Genomic DNA, 21,651 nt, shown 5'->3' on the forward strand with positions numbered 1-21,651 from the left:
TCGTTCAGTTTTCAAAGATCAATTTGTTTCTTTCAATATCGATTTCAGCGACTTTATTAATATACCATATTAACTCCGTCAGCGTCAATAACTTTTTTGAAATTCTTTTCGGCGTCAACCGCGTTGTTGCGGCGACTTATATAACTATATCAGGGTTAACTCTGTTACGCAACCCCTTTTTCAAAAGTTATTTCAGAAAAACAAAAAAAGGACTCTTTTAGTTACATGAGTCCTTTTCATTCAACCTATCAAAATCAGTTCAATTGCAGCCAGAGCTATAAGGCCAGGAACGCCTAGAAAACCGGTGATCACTGCTGTCCCGGGATTAATAGGAACATGGAGGTCAAATGGAGTGCCGAATGTATTGAGAAAGAATAGAAGTAATGCACCGATTGCTAACTTGATTAACCCCTGCCCAATCCAACGCATCGGCTTCAGTGGTGCCCCCACAAAAAGAAGCAAAACAATACTGAAGACAAATAAGCCAATAATAAGTTTAGGATCCATAATAGGCCTCCGCTCTTTTTTCAGAATTACTAAAGCATATGTCTGTCCAAATAAAAAAGAACGGGAGGTTTATCCCATTCTTATCTTTCTTCGTTTTGCTTCTTTTAATAGAAAGAAGTATTTTGCTTCATCCACTTTAAGCTTCGCAAGAACGGCTCCAGAAGGCTCAACACTGCGCTCTACGATTTCTTTTTGATTGTTCCATACATCTTTTAATTCGTATAGCGTCTGAATCAAACGCTCATCAGCGTCTTTCCGCAAATAGCCTTTACGTTTGAAGAACATTTGCTTCCCTCCTGATGCTACAATTCACGACGTCCTTCCATTGCTTTTGAAAGGGTGACTTCATCAGCATACTCAAGATCGCCCCCAACAGGGAGACCATGAGCAATACGAGTAATACGAATACCTGTAGGCTTAACCAGGCGAGCAATATACATCGCTGTTGCTTCTCCTTCAATCGTCGGGTCCGTCGCTAGTATAATTTCTGTTACCTTATCATCCTGCAGACGTTTCAATAACTCTGGTACCTTGATATCTTCAGGCCCAATACCTTCAACAGGAGAAATAGCACCATGAAGAACATGGTATAAACCTGTGTAGTCTTTCATTTTTTCGATAGCAATAACATCTTTAGCATCTTGAACGACACAGATAATCGTCTCATCGCGATGGCTATCTGAACAAATACGACAAGGATCGGTGTCTGTAATGTGATTACACACAGAACAATAAGTTAACTGACGCTTTGCATTAACTAACGCTTTTCCGAAATCAAGGACATCATCATCATTCATTTCAAGAACGAAAAAAGCCAGGCGGACCGCCGTTTTTGGTCCGATTCCCGGCAATTTCATAAAACTGTCGATCAGTTTTGATATTGGTTCAGGATAATGCACCTGCGTACCCCCTAAAACATTCCTGGCATATTAAGACCCTGTGTAAATTTGCCCATGTCTTTGTTTACCAATTCATCTACATTACGTAGTGCATCATTCGTTGCAGCAAGCACAAGGTCTTGTAGCATGTCGATATCATCTGGATCTACGACCTCTTCTTTTACAATTACTTCAAGGATTTCTTTATGACCATTCGCTTTAACTAGAACCATACCGCCGCCAGCTGTACCTTCAACGATTTTATCCTTTAGTTCTTCTTGAGCTTTCGCCATATCCTTTTGCATTTTTTGCATTTGTTTCATCATGTTATTCATGTTTCCTCCGCCACCCATGCCACGTTTCATAAAAAAATTCCTCCTTAGTTATTGTTCATTTTTATGTTTGAATATCTAATAAATCATCGCCGACAAGACGTCTTGCTTCAGCGATCAATGGATCTTCCGCCGGTTCAGCCCCTTTTTGATCAGGTTCTGGTTCATCTCTTGTTTTCAAGAATTCTGTGCGAATTTCCTTCCATTCTTGTTCCACAATTGCAACCATTTCTAACTGTTTACCAAGCGTTCGTGCTAATACTTGTTCAAGCGTTCCACGAATGTTGTCCTTCATTGCCATCTGGCAATGCATGTCATACTGAAAAGATAAAAGAAAGGTGTTGTCTGTAGCGGCCACCGGCTCACTATCTTTCAACCATGCATGTGCTGAGACTTTTTCCTGACGAACGTTCTCCATCACTTCTCCCCACACGCTTTTTACTTTCATTAAATCTTGCTTAGTAGCTTTCTTCAGCATCTCTTTTATTCTACCATGAGATACGCCGGATTTCTGTCTGGAAGGTTTAAATTGTTTCTTCTGTTTTGGTTCAGAACCTTCTTCTTGTTGCTTAACCGTAACGCCTTGTTCCTTGAGCGTTTTCAACTCATTTTCTAGCTTTTGAATACGATCAAGTAGTTCATTTTGGTCTTCTCCACCTTGTATAGGCTGACTACTCGTCTCTTCCTGGCAGATTTGAACAAGCGCTAATTCCAGAAAGATTCGTGGATGGTTCGTCCACTTCATTTCTTGCTGCGATCGATTCAATGTCTCAATAACAGTATAAATCCATTCTTTCCGAGAACGATCTCCCAAGTGCTGAAACGTTTCGTCGATTTTTACCCGTTCAACTACTTCTTCAAGCTGAGGCGCGGTTTGATATAGCAGTAAATCTCGGTAGTAATAAATTAAGTCTTCTAGAAAACGAGCAGCATCCTTCCCGTGATCCATTAATTCTTCTACTGCGTTCAAAGCTTCTGCCACATCTTTATTGTAGAAAGCCATCGCAATTTTCGAGATCATTTTTTGGGACACGCTTCCTGTTACTGCAAGCACATCATCTAATACAACTTCAGCCTCACTATATGAGATTGCCTGATCAAGAATACTTAACGCATCTCGCATCCCACCATCTGCTGCTCGAGCAACTTGATAAAGCGCATCTTCTTCTACCTCTATATCCTGCGCTTTAATAATTGTTTGTAACCGTCCAACGATGTCCTGCGCCGTAATTCTTCTCATATCAAAACGCTGACACCTGGAAATGATGGTTAATGGAATTTTATGCGGCTCAGTGGTCGCAAGAATAAATACTACATGCTTTGGTGGCTCTTCTAACGTTTTCAGAAGGGCATTGAACGCTCCAGTTGAAAGCATGTGAACCTCATCTATGATATACACCTTATAAGAAACAGAACTCGGCGCATACTTTACTTTATCGCGAATATCACGGATGTCATCAACACCTGTGTTAGAGGCAGCATCAATTTCAATAACATCTGAAATCGAACCATCCGTAATCCCGAGACATGCTGAACATTCATTACATGGTTCAGCAACAGGTGCCTTCTCGCAGTTAATGGCCTTCGCAATAATTTTCGCAGCACTCGTTTTTCCCGTTCCTCGAGGTCCTGTAAACAAATAGGCGTGAGAGATTTTTTGCTGCATGAGTGCGTTTTGAATTGTTCTTGTTACATGCCCTTGACCAACCACATCTTCAAACGTTTGCGGTCGCCAAACGCGGTATAGCGCTTGATAACTCATTCGCCTACTCTCCTCCTAACCTCTTCATACATTTCTATTATACCGTTTCACCGCTTCTAATTCAAAAGACAATCAGATAAAACGATACTAAAAAACTCACCCTATTAAAAGAGTGAGTTTGAGCATTTAAATTAAGTAAACCGTGCACCTTCCTTTGATAAAGCAACCACAGGCGTTACCTGAACAGTTAGCTCGATCCGGGCACTCCCGCGGCACACAGAGGGTACCTACTTACTGCTGCTTCCTTCCGGACCTGACAGGGTTCATAGGACTCTGTTGCGCAGGACCCGAATGTCAACACCACTTATTCAGGGCAGACCCCGCAGTAGCTAAACCTCGGGAAGGGATTCAGTCTCGCTGTAGCGGATTGCGAGTACAGGGCACCGCTAATTCCCCACCTAGCACGGCAAATTTGATAACATTGTTGTGCACTCGAATGGTGCAAGATAAAGTATATCGTATTTCGACCAATTTAGCAACAGGTCTACTACACCGATAAATGCAACTGGCGGAGGCGAGAGGATTTGAACCCCCGCGACGCGTGAACGTCCTAACTGATTTCGAGTCAGCCCCCTTCAGCCAGACTTGGGTACGCCTCCATCTAACGTTGTCTCTTTGACAAAAAAACTATATCACGTCTCTTTCTGATTTTCAATGATTGACGATCGCTGCTTTTCTTCTTTTCGTTTTCGTCTTAAGTCACGAAAAAAAGCTGATAACATGGTTCCACATTCCTCTTCACAAACACCTGGCGTTACAGCTGCTTGATGATTAAAACGTGGATCCTCCAATAAATTCATTAATGTCCCAGCACATCCACCCTTTGGATCGTAGGCACCAAAGACCACACGCTCTACTCTAGAAAGAACAATCGCTCCACTACACATAGCGCAAGGCTCAAGGGTTACGTATAACGTGCAGTCAGTTAAGCGCCAAGACCCCACTTTACGACATGCTTCATCAATCGCAAGCAACTCTGCATGTGCTACAGATCGTTGTTCTGTTTCTCTAAGGTTATATGCAGAGGCAATCACTTCATTATCTTTTACAATGACTGCGCCTATGGGTACTTCACCTATGATTGAAGCTTTCTGTGCTTCCGTCATAGCAAGTCGCATAAACTGCTCATCTTTTTCAATTTGGTCCTGCATTCATTTCCATCCTTTACAGTCGTTTTATCTATTAATCGTTTGGGTAAACTACATATTATTCCAATTCATTTAAAGGAGAGGAGTTCATATGGGTAAGAAACACATTGAACATAGCCATCAAACTACTTCTGCCGCTCTTTTATTAATTGATGTGATCAATACAATGGATTTCGAAGATGCTGAACTTCTTGCTAGATACACAGAGAAAACAGCAGACAATATACAATCTTTAAAAAAAGAAGCGAAAGCAAAAGGGATGCCTGTTATCTATGTTAATGATAATTACGGCTTATGGCAATCTGACTTCAAAAAGGTCATCAACTATGCAGCCGAAGCAAATGGTCAACATCTTGTGGATCGCCTTGAGCCAGAAGACGATGATTATACTGTTGTGAAACCGAAGCATTCTGGCTTTTTCTCAACCCCACTCTCAACGTTGCTCAAATTCTTGAACGTCAACACACTTATTCTAACTGGTTTTGCAGGAAACATTTGTGTGCTCTTTACTGCGAATGATGCTTATATGAGGGAATACGATCTTTATATACCATCTGATTGCTGTGCCTCTAACGTTAAGGAGGATAATGACTATGCCCTCCGCTTAATGGAAGGAAACTTAAAAGCCATTACACAAGCTTCAACTGAATTGGATATTGACAACCTTATTGAAAAAGCGAATCAGCGAAATACAACAACAGCTTATGAAGGATAACAAAATCCCCTCTTCCATAGAAGAGGGGTCATTTGTTATGAGCTTGTTTGGAAATAAGCCGGTCTTTGTTCAAAAGCAGCATTTAAATACGTAACCATTAATTTATCATCGAAAAGCTTGCTACCTTTACGAAGACTCTGACAGTAGCCGTCTCTAAACTCAAGACGATCGATTAAAAACGAATTGCCGAATCCGCTATTTACTGTAACTTCAATCACACGTTCTTTAGCCGCAAAGGCAAGGGTCGTATCATTGATCTGGAAGCGAACTTCTTCAAGATATTTTGAATGGTAAAGACAGGTCATGCAGCGAACAACTTCATAATATCCCCCGTCAGTTGTCACACGCTCTGTTTTATATCGCTTTAAATCAGAATCGATGTACATCATCACATCCTGGACCTTTTTTGTCGAAATCGCCAGTTGGACGCTAGTATCCAAAGACTGATAGAAGCGTTTCTTAATACCAACCTTATAAAACACGAGACCCATACACCATATAACAAGGAGAACTGGTAACAAAATGGTCAGAACTTCCTTTTCGAAAATCGTCCAATCATAATACCAGATTAGAAAAAGAATGCTCACCGAAAAAAGGGTGCCAGCAAAAAAAGTCTGTGGTCGATAATCGCGGAAGTCTTTTTCTGCTGTAGCAAGTTCCGCTTTCAGCCATTCCAATTCATATAAATCAAAGCGCTGAAGCTCTTTTTGTTGCCAGGCTGCGTCTCTCATCCAGCCTTCTGAACGCTTATGATGCAAAAAACCTTTAAAAAAATTATGTAGATGTGAATTCGTCTCCATCTTCCGCTCAATCGTTTGCCTGAAAGCACGATCATATTGCCGAGCAATCGCGCTCATACCTTGAGCAATGATGAGAAGGATAAGCAATAATAAGAAAAGCTGTCCCCACGGATTATCTGAGAAAACAGATTTTATACCATCAACCACGGGAGAAAGCTCTGATTTAAGATTGATGCCAACAGCACGAAATAGTTCTGCCAAAGTCCCTTTCCAATCGTCCAACTTGAAAGCCTCCCAACTCTCCATACTATTTCTATCATATCACCTTTACGTTGCTTTAGCTTGCATTTTTTAACAATGAGCATTACTCATTCGGAGGTTTGATTAACCAGTTTATTTTCACATACACGGGGAGATTCGTTAATTTAACTTGAATCATTTCAGACCGTTCATAAAACCCACGGTCAATCTTAAACGTCAATCGATCTTCTTCATCCCCAAGTAATCTCAAGTGACGTTTCTCATTCCTCTCATTGACGGCTTCTATCAAGATCTGGTCTTTATACAACAAATTTAAGGAAAGACCTTCCGTAGCAATTTGATTCACTAGTAAGTGAAATGTAACTCCATGATCATCATAATAGAGAGTCTCCTTAACAATTTCAGCACCACACATCTTAGTGATAGGTTCATCTACTCGATGCGTGTAAGTCGATTCTTTAATCTGCTTATAAATTTCATATTGATTCGGATCAACTTCGAAAATAATTTCCTTTGAAGATGCGCCAATCAGCCCATAGAATTGGATGGCTTCCGGTAGCTCGGTTCCACTTGGAAAAGATACTGAGTATTGACCGCTGATCTCTTCTACTATTAGCGGCACTATCTCTGTTTCATTGGTTGAGATCTTCAAATCCATTTCAACGATTTTTGAAAGAGGAGAATTGCTATTTAGTATGAGACGACTATCAGAGGGCGTCTTCTCCCATTGAGTAACAGTGACAATTGTTTCTACAAATTTCTTTGTTTCATTTATTTGTCTTATGATCTTTTCTTCCTTTTCGTACTCATAAGACACAGGCACTTCAACGGTAGCAGATCGCTTTCCACTTACAATTGCTTTTAGTGCTCCATTTCATTTTTGAAGAGGCTCGTTTGTCTCAGAATGAGTAACAGCTTGAAACGTTCCTTTCATATAATAGTCATCTTCAAACAGTACACCTTCACCTGTTTCAACGAGTTCCAATACAGATGCTTTATCCGAACCATCTTCCATCACAAGTTGATCAATTTTAAGGAGATCTTCTCTATCTCTTGTTATGACAAACTTACTATCCGACACATCAACATGATAGAAAACAAAGACATTGTGTCGAGAGTACCAGAAGCTATCCACGTTTATTTTAAAATCTTTTGGTAGTGAAGGACCTTCATATGCTTGATAATCTCCTGACTTTATTGCTAGTTCAAGTCCAGGAGTGGTGCTTTTAAAGTAAGGGACGATATCATCAGCCTTTTCCACAGTTAAAACGTCATCGAAAATCTTCTTTTCCTTTCCGATAAATGTAAACGTGATAAAAGCTGCTCCTAAAAGAACAATGAGCATAAACCATTTACGCTTCCCCATCATCAGCTCACTCATTTCCAGTGAATCGTTCGTTACTCTTTCGCTAAATGGATTGGTGTTTCCTTTTATGAAGTTGGCTTTATAAATAATAGGGTTGAAGTAAAAAAGAAGGAAATGAATAATGAAGAAAATAGAGGGTAAAAAGAACAAAATAAAAAACCCTTATCTCATAAGGATTTAAGTGGTGGCCCCGAGAGGAATCGAACCTCCGACACACGGTTTAGGAAACCGTTACATCTTACTAGATTGAAATGCAATATATTACAGAATGCTGTAATAGCGGTGATTTTTTGTTCTTCTTATTAGTCTCAATTATTATGTGATTGCACATTATTTAACAGTTTGTGCCCATTGTGGTCCCAAGATTTGCACTAAGCAGGATCGGAATGCTCTGATTTTCTAAGTATCTCCGAAGAGAAATTAGGCCACGTCTTCCATCAATAAACTGGATAGTATTCTATGCTTATTTTTGCAGGGTTCGAAAGCCACTCTAAACCCTTTCAGCAAGAATGATTATTATGTAAATATAACTGTTAATAATATTTACTTTTAGAAATTTCTGGCATATAATCAATTTGTACTAATCCCGCTCGGTTAGTACAGTCACTATTATTTTCTTTCAATGAAAACTATACAATCGATAACTTATTAAAAATTCTCGATGCATTAGACATCGAACTTACTATGCAAGCTAAAAATAAAAAACTAACTAGGTACAACACACAACACGAATTAAGGAACAGCCGCGTATTTTAGTTTAAATTAGAACTCAATAGGGAGTCTGAACTGTGAAAAAAGTTAACTTGAAGAAAACTAACTCGAAATCAAAAATCAACATTTCTAAATCTCAACCTCCTTTAGTTGAAGAAAATAGAAATACTGATCCCAATCCTTACTTTTGCACGTAGTTATTGAAAAAGAACGTCACACTCAAACCGCCTTTGGAATCCTGATATTTTGCTGGTTTTTAACTTTCTCAGCTTCAATTCCTTTGATATTTTCCCCTGATCACACTTCTGGGCCATTTCTATTTTTCGGTTCGATAACCTTTTTCGTACATTTGTACGTGAAAATCCAAAGACAAAAATTAGCTGATCTTCAAGCTGAATATGATCGCTTGGCTCCATTGCGAAAGTATTATTTCTAAACAACGCGGGAAGAGAACATATGGTATGTGAGTAATGAGCGGGAAGTTGTTCAACATCGCCAAGGATACTACATCTAAATCTTTTCGATTCAGGGAGAGTAATTAACAATTAGTGCTGAAAGGAGATAATAATGGGTGATTCTGATTTTAAAACCAAACAAGCTGATCGTTTTCAATCACTTGGAGAAGAAATTATTTCAATTTTAATTAAAGAAACTGGTACTAAGATCGTTAGGTCGATAAGTGAGTTTTTTTCTAATCCAAGCGAAAGAGTCCTCATACACAAGCAAGCAAAAGACGCGATTAATAACCCTTCTTCTTATAATAGAAAAGAGTTAGAGGATTTAGAAAAAGCCATTACCTACTTTATAAAAATGAATATTAAATCGACTCCATCTCCAGCTTTATCTATCGTCCCGGTCTATGGCTTGCTGAGATTTAGTACAAATTTATACGAATCTCACTCTTTAGAAACCCTCGAGAAAAAATTGCGCGCTGCCATCCATTTAAGAGATTACACGGAATACGTAAACCTATACAAATCAAAGACATTTAAATCATCCTATTTCGAACATCATCCAAAACTTATGGAAGAATTTCAAATTCGGTGCGAAAATGACAGTGTTCCTTCGTTTTTAGCAAGATTGAAATTTTACTACATTGATGACATTCCACATCAATTTTTTCTAAAGCATCGGAAAGATGAAGACTATCCAGAGAATTACCCAGAAAATTTTTTGAAAATGCTTGATGATCGAACGCGTTATGAAAGAATATTATTAGAAAAATATTGAAAGCTTAAAACATAAAAAAGGCACAGTTGTCTAAAGTCAACTGTACCTTTTTCTTTTGCAGGAAGATTAACCATATTCATTCGTTAAATGTTCGAGTCTAATTCTTTATAAATATAACTAATAGCCATTGGCCTTTGACAGTGATGAGTGTGATAATAGCTGATTTTTTACACAAACACCTAACTTATATATTAAGTTTTTTCATAGGTATCGGAACCGGTTAAGAAATTGGCGTTTCTTTTATCTAACCTTTAGGGTTTATCGCTCACAAGCCCAATTATCTTTATCCCGATCGTGTTTTGATTCATAAGCTGGGTGATCGGCTCCTACCCCATTCGGATAAGCTTTTCTTAGCTCTGTACAGTTCTGATATGATTCTACTGTTGTTGTAGCCGGGGCTGACTCTGCTGCTTTCTTCTCAGCCTCTGCTGCTGCTTTCTTCTCAGCTTCTTCTGCCGCTTTCTTTTCTTGATTCTCTTTTTCACTAGCGACTTCTGTATTTTGTTTAACTTGCGCAGTTTCTTCAACTGGCTCAGACAAAACTATTGCAATAACTAAACTAAAAATAATTCCTAATGAAGTCAGTAATCCAGGTTTAGATAAAGTTAATTTCCCTTTTCTTTTTTGTGAACTTTGATATAAACCGAATGAAACAATAATGAATCCTATAAACGCATATGGAGTAATGATACACATCATTAATGAAAACAAAATAGCTACAATACTTAACAGCCAACGTAATATTCTCAACTTGCACCTCGCTTAATTCAATATTTTTTGTTTTTCTTGTTGAAATTCCTCTTCCGTTAATATGCCTTTATCTTTTAATTTACCTATGTGCTCCAACTGTTTATATTTATCAGTTGTATCCGGATTATTTGATTTGAAGTTTGACCTTTCTTTTGATACAGGCTGATTTCTTGACTGAGCTATTTTTGCATTTACAACACTTAAAAAAGATTTAAAGTTTCCGTCATCAATAATATCGTCAAATTTTTTCCTGCCTCTTCCGTAGTCAATGTAAAGCTCTTTTGAAGTAAATCCATCTCTCGCAAGCGAAATGCCTTTCATTTTGGAATAATCAAATTCTTCAATAAATTGATTGTTGCCTCTCACAAAAGCAAAAAAAACTTTTACTTCTGTAGCAAACAGCATACCCTTAATTTCTCTTTTTTTAGTTTTATCGTATTCAGCTTGAATGACACCTAAAACATTTTCATCATCTGCTATAAGGTGCCTTTCTACATATTCAAAAATTTCTTTGTGTGCAGCATAAGTTATTTTGTTACCCATACTTGGATCAGGGCCAAAAAAACGTCCAATTGACTTTAGCTCAACTGCTTTTTTTCTCTCTTTTTCTATTCGTTTTTGTTCTCTTTTTCGATCTTGCTCTTCTTTGAAACGTTTTGCTTCTTCTTCTCGCTTTCTTTTCTTCTCTTGTTGGACTGCTTCTCTATTTGCCTTTTCTTCCGGAGTAAGTTCGGTTTGGCCTACGATTTTTTTCCAAAAGCTCATCCTGTAACCCCCTAATTTAATTTTGCCACCCCATTCAAATAGCATATACCTATTACAAAATGACCAAATTAATACATTAAAAGACTAGGAAAAAAGAGTAATTGCAAATTAATAATTCTAAGTAATAATCAAGTCCAACCTAACAATCAACCATATTATACCATACTAGTAACCTTCTGGAGTCTAGGATTTAACTTTAAAAAAGATGATTATCTTTTTTTAAAACTATTGTTTTTTTATAATCCAATAGAATATAATTCTGGCACTTTAACTTATTACTATTCATCAAGGAGGTAGCTACTATGTCTATAACAAAAAAATAGTAAATAACTTTTTCAAAACTATTGTTTTTTCAATAAACAGTGGAATATAATCCTAGCACTTTGAAATGTTACACAAAAATTAGGGGGATACTATTATGAAAACAACGATCAGAACTACTCTTACAGCAAAGGAAGCTGCACAATACATAGGAATTAGTTACTGGCATTTATTAGATTTAGCTAAAAAGAAGCAGATACCTCACATAAGAGCAGGTAAAAGAGTGCTCTTTAGAGTTAATAGTCTTGAGGATTGGATGAATGATCAAGAAAGAACTTCAGTTGATATTGAAGAAGATAGCGCATATGGAAATCTTAGGAGAATAGAAATATGAGAAGCGATACTGAACCAATGGTAATACCACTATGGTTGCATAACTGTATACACTCTTGTGAGGATTACCAAATATGCAGATCGCTAATTGAAAAGTTTAGTCAGAGTCTATCAGAGGAGGTATTAATTAATGGTAATGCCGGTATTGAAAACAATTAAAGTCACTAAAAAAAGAGTAGTTAAAGGAACGCCATATATAAAACAACTTACTTTCTTTGAAAGCACCCCAGAGGATAAAAACGCTAATTAGGTATAAAACCGAATCGCTCTGTCAATTACTATTACAAACTTATAACTGACTGGAGCGATAGCGGATGGTGAATTTAAGAGTGGTTAAAGTCTCATATAGTGAAGAGTTACCCAATGAATCAAGCCAATGGTTAAATCACTTAATAGAGGGAGCTTTAATTGAAAAATTGAATATAAGTCCTGAACTTAAGGGTCAATTACTAAGAGCCTTAGATAATAATAAATATAGAAGAGAGATATATGATGATAAAGAGAAATATAATGATCGCTAAAAATAAATTCGTAGTTATGTACACGAGAGTAAGTTCTGATAATCAAAATAAAGAGATGCAAATTGCTTCTGCAAATACATACTTATCGCAATATAATCCAAAGTTAATACAATCTATTCACGACGATGGTGTCTCTGCAACAAAAAACTCACTAGAGAACCGACCGGGTATTTCAGAATTACTAGAATTAGTAAAGAACAACAAGGTTGACACCATTATCGTCTATCATAGAGATCGTATCGCAAGAAATACATTTGAGTACATACAGGTTGTTAAAGTACTAATTAAATTTGGTGTTAATGTTATTTTCACTGCTTCAAATCACCCGCCGTTTACGCATTCAGTACAAAATGAGAGTATCTTTGCATTAATGTCTCAAGTAGAAGGAGAAAACATCGGGAAAAGAACTTCTGATTCTAGAAAACAATATCCACCAAGAATCTATGGTTATACCAAATTGCAAGAGGAAAACTCGAAAAAATACATACCTGATATGCATAAAGCTAAGATAGTTACTTCACTTTTTGAAGACTGTATTAGTGTTAAGAGTAAAGACGATTTATATAATCTATTACTTAAATACAAAAAAATTACTAAAAGACCAATTGAGACAGTTTTCAGAATGCTATTTAATCCATTTTATGCTGGTTATTACAAAAGCCAAACGAATTACGTTCCCTTGCCTCACGTTCAAGAAATTATTAGTTTTGAATTTTTCCTAAGAGTTCAAGATACTATTGAACCTTACGGAAATTTACTTACTGAAACTGAGGCTGATCACTTCTCGAACAAGGTAGTTTCCCCTATCTGCGCGATATGTAATAAAAAATTGCAATATAGTATTTCGAAAGACCGAATTGGAAGTTTTTCTTGTACCGATCATAAAAAACTGATTATTTTGGCTGAAGAACTTAACCATCAAGTAAAGAACATCCTTGAAGAGACATTACAAAGATGCCAACGTGATGTGATTGAAAACATTATTAGTACCAGTTTACTGAAAATAGAAAAGCATTTGAGTAAAGAAGCACTTTCTTTAAATAAAAAAATTAGTAAACTTAAATACTCCTACTGTTTAAATGCCCATAACGAAAAGTCTCAAGTGGAATTAAAAGAGATAATAAATCTAGAAAATGAGGCAATGTCTGTGAATATTGAACTTGATAATATCAAGCAACAGAAGTATAGGATTCAAGAAGTAATTAATAACCTAAACTTATCAAACCATCTAGAAATTAATACTGATAAATATTTCTCTCTAATAAAATCGATAATTAAAAACATCTATATTGGAACCACCGACATAACATTTGAACTTTATTTCAAAGAATTATGGGAGGAAGAAAATTGTGGTTGAAAAAAGGAAAGGGATTGGATATTTAAGAAAATCTGATCATAAGCAAAATGGGAATAACTCTTTTGAAATTCAAAAAAGGGAAATTCTTAATAAAGCTGAAGAAGAGGGTTACGAAATAATTCTTTGGTGTGTGGATAAAGCTGTAAGTGCCTATAGTACTTCAGCCGGTCAAAGGAAGGGTTTAAAGGAAGCAATGAATAACATTTTAAAGGATGAAGCAGAGGCTATTTTCTTTTACGAAGAAAGTAGAATCGATCGATCTATTGAAAGTTTCGTCAAAGATGTGTACCTTCCTTTAAAAAATCAAAAACCAAACTGTAAATTTTATTCAACACAAACTAAAGAAGAATGGAATCCTAATGACGTAATGACGATACTTAAGCTTATATTTGCTGGTCAAGAATCAATTATTAAATCCCTAAGGTCAATTGATACTCAGAAGGCTTCATTGTCAAAGAAAATACGCCCTGGAGGTAGAGCCCCCTTTGGTTATACTGCATATGAGCAAAAGTTATATCCCAATGAAGATGCTGTAATTGTACGATTTATTTTCTATTTATCAAGTTGGGGATATAGCAATGAAAAAATAGCATTACTACTAAATAATAGTGATGCTCCTTCCCCTAACAATAAGGGATGGCATAAGAATACAATAGCTAGTATCTTAAATAGAATGGTTTATGCTGGTCATCTCACTTGGAATGTTAGAAAGAAAGGAAATTTTAGTACTGATTCCAAACATCAAAATGAACTATTTCTTGAAAAGAACGTATATGAAGCTATTATCCCCCCAGAAGTATTATCGATCGTAGAGCAGATAAAAAAACTTAAAACAACACCTAAACAATTTGATACGCCTTTTTTATTCAGAGGTATATTAACGTGTGATAAATGCGATGAAAAGTTAACAACTAAGGTTGATACTCCAGCAAAAAGCAAAAATAAATATTTGAAGTATCGGTGCAATCATTGTAAAAAAAAGCATTGAAGTTGACTCTTTACACAAAGTATTAATTAAAAGATTTCAAAAGGATTGGGAAAGCACTTTAGAAGATATGGAGAGGCAATTAACTACTGTCCTGTCTTTATTCATAGAAGAGCTTCATAACAACAGTAAAATTTTAACCAATCATAGAGAAATTATAGTAAGCAATTCTGAAATAAGCAGCAATCAATCAAATGCATATCAATCAGAATATTTTACTGAGGTAATTCAAGATATTGATAATAAAATGACTGAAATTGAGTCAGTCACAAATGAACTAAATTATTGGTTGGAAAATAATGAGAACAGCAACTTGTTTGGAAACTTTACAGATATAGAGATTAATAAGCTAGATACTACTGCAATTAGAGTGCTTTGCTTGTTATTTTTTAATAACGTCGATCTAAACTTATCCGATGGATCTTTGTCAATTGAATACAGATTAACCCCTTTTGCTGCATTAGAGAATCATATGAGTCGAATAACCGAATATGTAAAAGACCTTCAAGGTCATAAAACCGAAACTGCATAAACAGTAAAATTTCGAGATTGATCCTCTATGAAAGAAACCCCTTATATTAAGGGGTTTTAGAGAAATAAATTCGGTAATACGACCTGTACGGTATACCGTGCAGGTCGTATTACCGAATATGTAAATTTTTATTTGTCCATATTACCGAAAATAACAATAGAATTTGTATGAAAACTTGGCTATTGGATATAAATGATCGTATCGAAGTTTCTTAAGGAGGAAATAATCGTGGCAGGAAGTTTAGAAAAACGAGGAGAAGACACTTATCGATTAAGAGTGAGTCAAGGAACTGATGGAAACGGTAAGAGAATACAACATCGGAAAACTATCAAGGCAAAAAGTAAAAGAGAAGCAGAAAAAGAACTCGCGAAGTTCATTACGGAAATAGAAGCCGGAACCTTTATTGAAAGTCCCAAAAAAACCTTTAAAGAATTCGCTGAATTTTGGTTGGACAGTTTTGCAAGGAAGAACTTAAAACAGAGTACAGTTTATGGATATGAGCAAATGTTAATTAATAGGATTTTCCCTACCATTGGACACATTCCTATCGAGAAACTTAAACCATTACACTTACAACAATTTTATTCAAACCTTCAGGATAATGGGATCAGAATGGATGGAAAGCCCGGCGGATTATCTAACCAAACTATAAAACACCATCACAACTGTATTTCTGCGATCCTGCAAGATGCTTTGGAATGGGATGTATTAGCGCAAAATGTTGCTCATAAAGTTACCCCTCCAAAGGTAGCGCAAAAAGAAGCTGACTTTTATACAGAAGAAGAAGCTATCGAAATTCTTAATGCACTTGCTAAGGAAGATTTTAAATATGCCACACTTTATACCTTAGCTTTTACAACTGGTCTACGTAAAGGTGAGCTTTTAGGGCTTGAATGGTCACATATTGATTTCATAGCAAAAGAATTACATATTAAACAAACAAGTTTGTACAACCCTAAAGCTGGTATTTATACTGACATCCCAAAATCAAGGACGTCAATTAGGTCTTTATCCATTTCTGATTCAGAACTTTTGTTATTAAGGAAACTAAAAATCTCTCAAGATAAACAAAAGGAATTACAACAAGAACTATGGATAGAACACAATCGATTATTTACACAATGGAATGGAAAGCCGATGCATCCAAGTACTGTTAACAGTGAGTTTAAAAAATTTTTAAGGAAAAACCAATTTCCCGTGAAATCCTTTCACACTACAAGACACACCAATATTACGTTACTCCTTGCAAATAACGTCGATATTAAAACGGTAATTCATAGAGCTGGTCACGCGGATGGTATTATGACCATTAACAAATACGGTCACGCGCTTAAATCTAAAGATCGAGACGCAGCTATAAAATTAGAGAATATATTTTTAAAGGAGGTTTAATTAAACCTCCTTTAAAAATTCTTATCTTAAATTATTTTCTAATTCCTCGAATGCAAGTCTTGCTGATTGCTTAAAGTCAGGTACACATTCATCATTGCCAATTTCATCTAAGTACTCCATACTTACAAATCTAACTTCACTATGTCTTATTTTTGAGAAGTGGTTCAAAACGTACTCAGGGTTTTCAACAATTCCTAGAAACAATATTCCTGGTATTTTTCTCTCTCTTTCAGCTTTAACTACATATGTTGTTACGGGGATTGGATCTTCTTTAATAAAATCAATCTCAGCAGCAAAATCATTTTTGTAGTTAACTTTAATGCAGTCTTTAATAGTTTGGTCTAATTTCAACTGGCCACAACCAAACTCCCATAGACCTTTCAATTTACTTTTGTGTGATGACCTTTTTGCTATCATCAATCTTTTATCCCTGGTGAAACAGATTGCTGCTGCGTGAACTTCAGCTAGTTTTTCCCTAGGGATATCATCGAACGCTGCTTCAATTGAATCTTTACTATGTTCCCTTATTTGGTTTTCTTCTATTGATTCTATGTATTCTTTTACAATTTCCGATCTATTAACATCTGAAAATACTTTAGATATTAAATCAATGCGAGTAAATTCATCATTTTTCAGTTTCTTTACTTTTTCTGATTCATAGATTTCCTCATAATCAAAGGAATTAGTATTCCAGTTGTTATGGTACCAAACAATTGGATACCTTCTTCCATTCCATATTCCTTTTAATTTTTCAAATCCCACTATTCTTAAATTATCCTCTACTCTATATTTCGGAGTAGAAGTAGTTTCTACTTTACCGCGATTACAATATAGGAGATAAGCTAGTTCGGCACTAATTAATAGCTTGGATTTTTCGGTATGGTTCGTGATTCGAAAGCCCATATCAATATCTGGACCTAGAAAATCTATTCGAGTTGAATCATTTCCACTACGATAAGGATATTCTGGATTTACTGGGAAAACTATATTTCTAGCATCAATGCCTTCATTTAAGTTCCCTCCCCATTTTATATCTGCAATCCATAATGTAGCTTTAAGGAAAAGAACACCCTTTGTACTTTCTTCAAAATTGTGTAACCTAGTAGTTATTGTTTCTATAGCATTAAAAGTATTTGAAGGAGCATTAACCAGTTCCTTTAAATCTCCAATTTTCTTGTATAACAAAATTTCATCTCCAACATACTTCCAAACTTTAACATTCGGATGAAATGTTTGAGCTTCTTTAAGGGTTGCATCATAAAATTGTTTAAATACTGTTGGCCATACTATGAGGTTTTTTGCTTTATAGGCTGTAGAATTTACTAAATCGAAAGAATAAAATAGATACAACCCATTAAAATATTCTTCATTAGTTACTTTTTTAAAGTTTTTCTCTTGGAATTTAGCTTTTATTTGTTCTTTAAGAGATTTAGTAACAACATCTTGTTTATCAAGTACATCCCGGAGGTAATCTTTTTCATCTTTTGAACTTTTGTCAGGCACAGTATCTACCCCTCTCGGTTAAATAACCCTAAAGATACACCTCTTATTTCAACAGCTTTTAATGACACATTAAAATAATCTGCTATTGGCCTTAGCTGAAAAACTCCACCTGATAAATTTTCTTCTGCTTTTTCTATGAATTTGTCTTTGGGCATTAGAAATGAAGCCGCAAATTGATCAGCTTCCTTTTCTTCTGTGCCATAACCGTACCTAAAATAAACCGAGTCAGTATATTCCTCTGTGCTTGACCATAATTCATCTTCGATAATATATCCCATATGCAAAAATAAGTGGCCTAGTTCGTGTGCTATTGAAAACCTATCTCTTTTTTCGTAACCATTTTTCTTTATTTTTATCTCAAAGCTATTTTCAACTTTTTTAATCATTGCCTCTATGCTTTCATTACTCTTAATAACTTCATCAACAAATTGTAACTTTCCCCCTAATAAATTCGGTACATCTTCAACTGGGGTAGGTATATTTAAACCTAATTCTTCACGAATAGTTGAAGCTAGCTCCTCAATATAAATAGAGTTAATCAACTTAACCCCTCCTAGGTTATGGATTTCCAAATAATTGAAAGTAAAAGTATTATTATTGCAAAAATTGTAAGGAAGGTAGTTAGTCTAAAAGTAGCAGCTTTCCTAACTGTAATTACGGATAAAGAAAGAATTTGAACAGCAAAATCGGTCTCCCTTTTTGTAGGGTGGGTAATATTCTGGTTAAAGTAATTTTTATATACACCTTTAACAAAACCTGATGGGGACATATCGTGAATTTCTCCATAGTACAACAAGTTAGAAAAGGAAGAACTATAACTTTCACCTAACCTCTTCTTTGAGGTCTTTAATTGGGGGACAAAAGATAACAATAAGTAAATTAAATTGAAACATAATATTCCTAAGTTAATATAAAGCGCCTAGTTGTGAATTAAGTTAGTTGGTTGCATACCTACGACTATTCTAATTTCTCCAAATAAAATGACACCTGTTAAAGTTAAAAGTGCAGCATTTTTCGTTTCCACAAATTTCAACCAGTCAGCAGTATCTTTGTAAATCATTTGAAGAGTATCAATTACATCTTCTTGAACCATAGTATACAATTCCTCTTTTTTTATTATTCGAATCCTTTATATGCTAAATATACCACAAATTCATCATCCTTAATTATTTTTTATAATATTCCGATAAATATATGTATATGTACTTCTGTTTGTTAAGTTGTTTTTAATTTGGGCCCAAATACGTGCCCAATTATATATTCTAAAAAAAGGCAAAATAAAAAACCCTTATCTTATAAGGATTTAAATGGTGGCCCCGAGAGGAATCGAACCTCCGACCTGCGGTTTAGGAAACCGTTGCTCTATCCCCTGAGCTACGGGGCCGAATGAATAACATTATACATGAAAATACATAAAAGCAAAAGCATCGTGCAACATAATCATCGCGTGATCAAGTGATCACGCGACTGCCGTTCATTTCCCCAATTCGTTATTCTGTGACCCAGCTTTTCATATAATTCTCATCTTCATATTGCTGAACGTGTTCAATGACCTTAAGTGGTCGGAATGTATCGATCATTACAGCAAGCTCAAGCGTTTCTTTTTTGCCGATGCTTGCCTCAATTTTTCCTGGATGCGGACCGTGTGGGATACCTGAAGGATGAAGGGTAATCGACGCTTCCTCAATACCTTTCCGGCTCATGAAATTCCCCTCAACGTAGTAAAGCACTTCATCACTATCAACGTTGCTATGAAAATAAGGTGCTGGAATGGCGTCTGGATGATAGTCATAGAGCCTTGGCACAAAGGAACAGACGACAAAATTATGACCTTCAAAGGTTTGATGCACTGGTGGCGGCTGATGCACTCGCCCTGTAATCGGCTCAAAGTCGTTGATATTAAACTTCCATGGATAAAGGTAGCCATCCCAGCCGACAACATCAAGCGGATGATGATCGAACATATGGCGGTGCAACCCCCCACGTGTTTTCGTTACTACTTCAAACGATCCTTTTTTATCAAAAGATAGAAGACGATCTGGCCCGTTGAAATCTCGTTCACAGAATGGACTGTGTTCCATCAGCTGCCCATATTCGTTTCGATATCTCCTCGGAGTCGTAATGGCACTGTTTGCTTCTAAAACCAACCAGCGATTATCCTCCCCTTTTGGAATAACGCGGTAAATGGTTCCAATTGGCATGACAATATAGTCGCCAGCTTCATAAGAGACTTCCCCAAACATCGTCTCGATTTTCCCTGAACCGTGATGAATAAAGAAAAGTTCATCGCCATCCCCATTACGATAAAAGTAATCCATTGTCTTCGTAGGATTCACGATCCCGAGAATCACATCTTCATTCCCTAGGAAATAACATCGATCGACAACTGCATCACCTTTTTTGTCGCACTGTGCTGTTCGGAAATGACGATGGCGAAGAGCGCTTTCTGTCTCATACTCTGGTGCTATATTCTTTAGAAAGGTCGCATCTGTCACTGCTGTTGGAAAATGGTGATGATACAAGATCGATTGAATACCCGAAAATCCTTTCGTTCCCATCACTTGTTCCCTGTATAAGGAACCATCTTCTTTTTTAAACGTTGTATGTCGTTTAGAAGGAACCTCTCCCATTTTTCGATAGTAAACCATACTCTTCCTCCTCCCCCACGACATTTGAAAGCGTGCCAAGGTTCGTAATAGCTAAATCAACTTTATCGCCGGACTGTAGAAAGATACGATCTGTCTGTTCAAGAATACACCCGCTTCCCACCGTGCCTGAACCGAGTACTTCTCCAGGATATAAGGTAACATTGCGGGAGGCCTGTTCAATGATCTCACCAAAGGAATAGTACATATCTTTCGCATTTCCCAAGGAATAACGCTCGCCATTTACGAATGCCTCCATTTGTAAATCAAGCTTCCCATGTTCCATAGGAAGCTCATCAATCGTTACTAGAAAGGGACCGAAGGAAGTAGCAAAATCCTTTCCTTTCGCTGGACCTAGGCCGACTTTCATTTCTTGTGCTTGAAGATCACGCGCACTCCAGTCATTCATAATCATAAAACCGAAAATGTAGTCTTTCGCCTGATTTGCTTTTATGTTGCGCCCTTCTTTTCCAATGACGCATGCAATTTCTAATTCATAGTCTAGCTTTTCACATGCTTTAGGTCGTAGAATTACATCCCCTGGTCCTTTGACCGCAAGATGATTTGAAAAATAGAAGACCGGAAGCTCATACCATTCTTGCACAACACCAAGCCCTCTTTTCCCTCGTGCAGTGACCACGTGTTCTTCAAAGGCATAAAAATCTCGGATGCTCAGTGGACGCGGAAGAGGCGCATATAGAGTAACGTTTTCGAGTTCATAATCACCATTTATACATGCTTCAATAAGCGGTTGATAACGCGGGTAGTCGACAATGATCCTCATGAGATCTTCTGGAATAACACCATTAGAAGCCTCATGTAATCCGATAATACGCGAGTCCTTATAAATACCAGCTTGTCTTCTACCCTCTACTTCGAAAGTAACGAACTTCAACG

Annotated in this window: 24 protein-coding genes, 2 tRNA genes, 1 other RNA gene and 1 pseudogene; 8 read left to right on the forward strand and 20 right to left on the reverse strand. The window is 36.6% G+C overall.

The annotated features are described in order from the left end of the window. Window positions 1–240: 240 nt before the first annotated feature. The 8 genes from ACIFPW_RS06935 to tadA form a co-directional block, all read right to left on the reverse strand. Window positions 241–507: a pro-sigmaK processing inhibitor BofA family protein gene (locus tag ACIFPW_RS06935; RefSeq protein WP_194222577.1), complete on the reverse strand. Its 267-nt coding sequence runs from the start codon at window positions 505–507 to the stop codon at window positions 241–243. Window positions 508–576: 69 nt separating this feature from the next. After that, window positions 577–792: a YaaL family protein gene (locus tag ACIFPW_RS06940; RefSeq protein ID WP_194222576.1), complete on the reverse strand. Its 216-nt coding sequence runs from the start codon at window positions 790–792 to the stop codon at window positions 577–579. A 17-nt stretch (window positions 793–809) separates the two neighbouring features. Continuing rightward, window positions 810–1,406, reverse strand: a complete 597-nt coding sequence (recR, locus tag ACIFPW_RS06945) for a recombination mediator RecR (RefSeq protein ID WP_194222575.1) — start codon at window positions 1,404–1,406, stop codon at window positions 810–812. 11 nt (window positions 1,407–1,417) lie between these two features. Beyond that, window positions 1,418–1,738 carry a YbaB/EbfC family nucleoid-associated protein gene (locus ACIFPW_RS06950; RefSeq protein ID WP_370314437.1) on the reverse strand — a complete coding sequence of 107 codons (321 nt, stop codon included), beginning with the start codon at window positions 1,736–1,738 and terminating at the stop codon, window positions 1,418–1,420. A gap of 43 nt (window positions 1,739–1,781) precedes the next feature. Next, window positions 1,782–3,479 carry a DNA polymerase III subunit gamma/tau gene (dnaX, locus tag ACIFPW_RS06955; protein WP_194222573.1) on the reverse strand — a complete coding sequence of 566 codons (1,698 nt, stop codon included), beginning with the start codon at window positions 3,477–3,479 and terminating at the stop codon, window positions 1,782–1,784. 140 nt (window positions 3,480–3,619) lie between these two features. Further along, window positions 3,620–3,886: signal recognition particle sRNA large type (ffs, locus tag ACIFPW_RS06960), an RNA gene on the reverse strand. A gap of 99 nt (window positions 3,887–3,985) precedes the next feature. Next, window positions 3,986–4,078 (reverse strand) — tRNA-Ser (locus ACIFPW_RS06965). A gap of 33 nt (window positions 4,079–4,111) precedes the next feature. After that, window positions 4,112–4,618: a tRNA adenosine(34) deaminase TadA gene (gene tadA / locus ACIFPW_RS06970; protein WP_194222625.1), complete on the reverse strand. Its 507-nt coding sequence runs from the start codon at window positions 4,616–4,618 to the stop codon at window positions 4,112–4,114. Between the two features lie 100 nt (window positions 4,619–4,718). Here tadA and ACIFPW_RS06975 point away from each other — a divergent pair, with 100 nt between their 5' ends. Further along, a complete protein-coding gene (locus tag ACIFPW_RS06975) occupies window positions 4,719–5,342 on the forward strand; it encodes a cysteine hydrolase family protein (RefSeq protein ID WP_430243091.1) in 624 nt (207 codons plus the stop codon). A gap of 35 nt (window positions 5,343–5,377) precedes the next feature. Here the strand turns inward: ACIFPW_RS06975 and ACIFPW_RS06980 are convergent, their stop codons facing one another. From ACIFPW_RS06980 to ACIFPW_RS06990, 3 genes are all read right to left on the reverse strand, one after another. Beyond that, window positions 5,378–6,364, reverse strand: coding sequence for a hypothetical protein (locus ACIFPW_RS06980; RefSeq protein ID WP_430243093.1), 987 nt, complete (start codon window positions 6,362–6,364; stop codon window positions 5,378–5,380). Window positions 6,365–6,446: 82 nt separating this feature from the next. Next, the gene (locus ACIFPW_RS06985; protein ID WP_430243094.1) at window positions 6,447–7,160 is read right to left on the reverse strand and encodes a hypothetical protein; all 714 of its coding nucleotides are present in this window, start codon (window positions 7,158–7,160) and stop codon (window positions 6,447–6,449) included. A 57-nt stretch (window positions 7,161–7,217) separates the two neighbouring features. Next, window positions 7,218–7,709 (reverse strand): hypothetical protein, encoded by a 492-nt coding sequence (locus ACIFPW_RS06990; protein ID WP_430243096.1) that lies wholly within the window; start codon window positions 7,707–7,709, stop codon window positions 7,218–7,220. Between the two features lie 1,278 nt (window positions 7,710–8,987). Between ACIFPW_RS06990 and ACIFPW_RS06995 the strand changes: the two genes are divergently transcribed. Beyond that, window positions 8,988–9,650: a hypothetical protein gene (locus ACIFPW_RS06995; protein WP_430243098.1), complete on the forward strand. Its 663-nt coding sequence runs from the start codon at window positions 8,988–8,990 to the stop codon at window positions 9,648–9,650. A gap of 258 nt (window positions 9,651–9,908) precedes the next feature. On the opposite strand, the pseudogene ACIFPW_RS07000 reads toward ACIFPW_RS06995, so the two are convergent. Both ACIFPW_RS07000 and ACIFPW_RS07005 read right to left on the reverse strand, forming a co-directional pair. Beyond that, window positions 9,909–10,022: pseudogene (locus ACIFPW_RS07000) on the reverse strand (excalibur calcium-binding domain-containing protein); the annotation flags it as partial. A gap of 390 nt (window positions 10,023–10,412) precedes the next feature. Continuing rightward, window positions 10,413–11,165, reverse strand: coding sequence for an SHOCT domain-containing protein (locus ACIFPW_RS07005; RefSeq protein WP_430243100.1), 753 nt, complete (start codon window positions 11,163–11,165; stop codon window positions 10,413–10,415). 418 nt (window positions 11,166–11,583) lie between these two features. On the opposite strand from ACIFPW_RS07005, the gene ACIFPW_RS07010 reads away from it, so the two are divergent. The 6 genes from ACIFPW_RS07010 (at window position 11,584) to ACIFPW_RS07035 (ending at window position 16,606) form a co-directional block, all read left to right on the forward strand. After that, window positions 11,584–11,820 carry a helix-turn-helix domain-containing protein gene (locus ACIFPW_RS07010; protein WP_430243102.1) on the forward strand — a complete coding sequence of 79 codons (237 nt, stop codon included), beginning with the start codon at window positions 11,584–11,586 and terminating at the stop codon, window positions 11,818–11,820. A 313-nt stretch (window positions 11,821–12,133) separates the two neighbouring features. Next, the gene (locus ACIFPW_RS07015) at window positions 12,134–12,340 is read left to right on the forward strand and encodes a hypothetical protein (protein ID WP_430243103.1); all 207 of its coding nucleotides are present in this window, start codon (window positions 12,134–12,136) and stop codon (window positions 12,338–12,340) included. Then, window positions 12,330–13,697 carry a recombinase family protein gene (locus ACIFPW_RS07020; RefSeq protein ID WP_430243105.1) on the forward strand — a complete coding sequence of 456 codons (1,368 nt, stop codon included), beginning with the start codon at window positions 12,330–12,332 and terminating at the stop codon, window positions 13,695–13,697. Before ACIFPW_RS07015 ends, ACIFPW_RS07020 begins: the two co-directional genes overlap by 11 nt. Next, window positions 13,690–14,685, forward strand: coding sequence for a recombinase family protein (locus ACIFPW_RS07025; protein ID WP_430243107.1), 996 nt, complete (start codon window positions 13,690–13,692; stop codon window positions 14,683–14,685). The genes ACIFPW_RS07020 and ACIFPW_RS07025 overlap by 8 nt, the downstream gene beginning before the upstream one ends. Before the next feature lie 67 nt (window positions 14,686–14,752). Then, the gene (locus tag ACIFPW_RS07030; RefSeq protein ID WP_430243108.1) at window positions 14,753–15,214 is read left to right on the forward strand and encodes a hypothetical protein; all 462 of its coding nucleotides are present in this window, start codon (window positions 14,753–14,755) and stop codon (window positions 15,212–15,214) included. A gap of 228 nt (window positions 15,215–15,442) precedes the next feature. After that, entirely contained in the window at window positions 15,443–16,606 is a 1,164-nt protein-coding gene (locus ACIFPW_RS07035; protein ID WP_430243110.1) for a tyrosine-type recombinase/integrase, read from the forward strand. 21 nt (window positions 16,607–16,627) lie between these two features. On the opposite strand, the gene ACIFPW_RS07040 is transcribed toward ACIFPW_RS07035, so the two are convergent. From ACIFPW_RS07040 to ACIFPW_RS07070, 7 genes are all read right to left on the reverse strand, one after another. Further along, window positions 16,628–18,109 (reverse strand): hypothetical protein, encoded by a 1,482-nt coding sequence (locus tag ACIFPW_RS07040; protein ID WP_430243111.1) that lies wholly within the window; start codon window positions 18,107–18,109, stop codon window positions 16,628–16,630. 5 nt (window positions 18,110–18,114) lie between these two features. After that, the gene (locus ACIFPW_RS07045) at window positions 18,115–18,651 is read right to left on the reverse strand and encodes an ImmA/IrrE family metallo-endopeptidase (RefSeq protein ID WP_430243113.1); all 537 of its coding nucleotides are present in this window, start codon (window positions 18,649–18,651) and stop codon (window positions 18,115–18,117) included. Window positions 18,652–18,662: 11 nt separating this feature from the next. Next, the gene (locus ACIFPW_RS07050; RefSeq protein ID WP_430243132.1) at window positions 18,663–19,019 is read right to left on the reverse strand and encodes a Pycsar system effector family protein; all 357 of its coding nucleotides are present in this window, start codon (window positions 19,017–19,019) and stop codon (window positions 18,663–18,665) included. 9 nt (window positions 19,020–19,028) lie between these two features. Further along, window positions 19,029–19,202, reverse strand: coding sequence for a hypothetical protein (locus ACIFPW_RS07055; protein ID WP_430243115.1), 174 nt, complete (start codon window positions 19,200–19,202; stop codon window positions 19,029–19,031). Window positions 19,203–19,417: 215 nt separating this feature from the next. Next, window positions 19,418–19,493 (reverse strand) — tRNA-Arg (locus tag ACIFPW_RS07060). A 106-nt stretch (window positions 19,494–19,599) separates the two neighbouring features. After that, window positions 19,600–20,757 (reverse strand): homogentisate 1,2-dioxygenase, encoded by a 1,158-nt coding sequence (locus ACIFPW_RS07065; protein ID WP_430243117.1) that lies wholly within the window; start codon window positions 20,755–20,757, stop codon window positions 19,600–19,602. Next, window positions 20,720–21,649 (reverse strand): fumarylacetoacetate hydrolase family protein, encoded by a 930-nt coding sequence (locus tag ACIFPW_RS07070; RefSeq protein WP_194222568.1) that lies wholly within the window; start codon window positions 21,647–21,649, stop codon window positions 20,720–20,722. The genes ACIFPW_RS07065 and ACIFPW_RS07070 overlap by 38 nt, the downstream gene beginning before the upstream one ends. Window positions 21,650–21,651: the final 2 nt, after the last annotated feature.

The organism is Pseudalkalibacillus sp. NRS-1564 (genome assembly GCF_050467905.1).
GTDB lineage: Bacteria > Bacillota > Bacilli > Bacillales > Guptibacillaceae > Guptibacillus > Guptibacillus hwajinpoensis_B.

Excerpts from the sequence above, each read along its gene's own strand:
- ACIFPW_RS06935 (WP_194222577.1), bottom strand. The coding sequence starts at position 507 with ATGGATCCTAAACTTATTATTGGCTTATTTGTCTTCAGTATTGTTTTG.
- ACIFPW_RS06940 (WP_194222576.1), bottom strand. The coding sequence starts at position 792 with ATGTTCTTCAAACGTAAAGGCTATTTGCGGAAAGACGCTGATGAGCGT.
- ACIFPW_RS06950 (WP_370314437.1), bottom strand. The coding sequence starts at position 1,738 with ATGGGTGGCGGAGGAAACATGAATAACATGATGAAACAAATGCAAAAA.
- dnaX (WP_194222573.1), bottom strand. The coding sequence starts at position 3,479 with ATGAGTTATCAAGCGCTATACCGCGTTTGGCGACCGCAAACGTTTGAA.
- ACIFPW_RS06975 (WP_430243091.1), top strand. The coding sequence starts at position 4,719 with ATGGGTAAGAAACACATTGAACATAGCCATCAAACTACTTCTGCCGCT.
- ACIFPW_RS06990 (WP_430243096.1), bottom strand. The coding sequence starts at position 7,709 with ATGGGGAAGCGTAAATGGTTTATGCTCATTGTTCTTTTAGGAGCAGCT.
- ACIFPW_RS06995 (WP_430243098.1), top strand. The coding sequence starts at position 8,988 with ATGGGTGATTCTGATTTTAAAACCAAACAAGCTGATCGTTTTCAATCA.
- ACIFPW_RS07005 (WP_430243100.1), bottom strand. The coding sequence starts at position 11,165 with ATGAGCTTTTGGAAAAAAATCGTAGGCCAAACCGAACTTACTCCGGAA.
- ACIFPW_RS07010 (WP_430243102.1), top strand. The coding sequence starts at position 11,584 with ATGAAAACAACGATCAGAACTACTCTTACAGCAAAGGAAGCTGCACAA.
- ACIFPW_RS07015 (WP_430243103.1), top strand. The coding sequence starts at position 12,134 with ATGGTGAATTTAAGAGTGGTTAAAGTCTCATATAGTGAAGAGTTACCC.
- ACIFPW_RS07020 (WP_430243105.1), top strand. The coding sequence starts at position 12,330 with ATGATCGCTAAAAATAAATTCGTAGTTATGTACACGAGAGTAAGTTCT.
- ACIFPW_RS07030 (WP_430243108.1), top strand. The coding sequence starts at position 14,753 with ATGGAGAGGCAATTAACTACTGTCCTGTCTTTATTCATAGAAGAGCTT.
- ACIFPW_RS07055 (WP_430243115.1), bottom strand. The coding sequence starts at position 19,202 with ATGGTTCAAGAAGATGTAATTGATACTCTTCAAATGATTTACAAAGAT.
- ACIFPW_RS07065 (WP_430243117.1), bottom strand. The coding sequence starts at position 20,757 with ATGGTTTACTATCGAAAAATGGGAGAGGTTCCTTCTAAACGACATACA.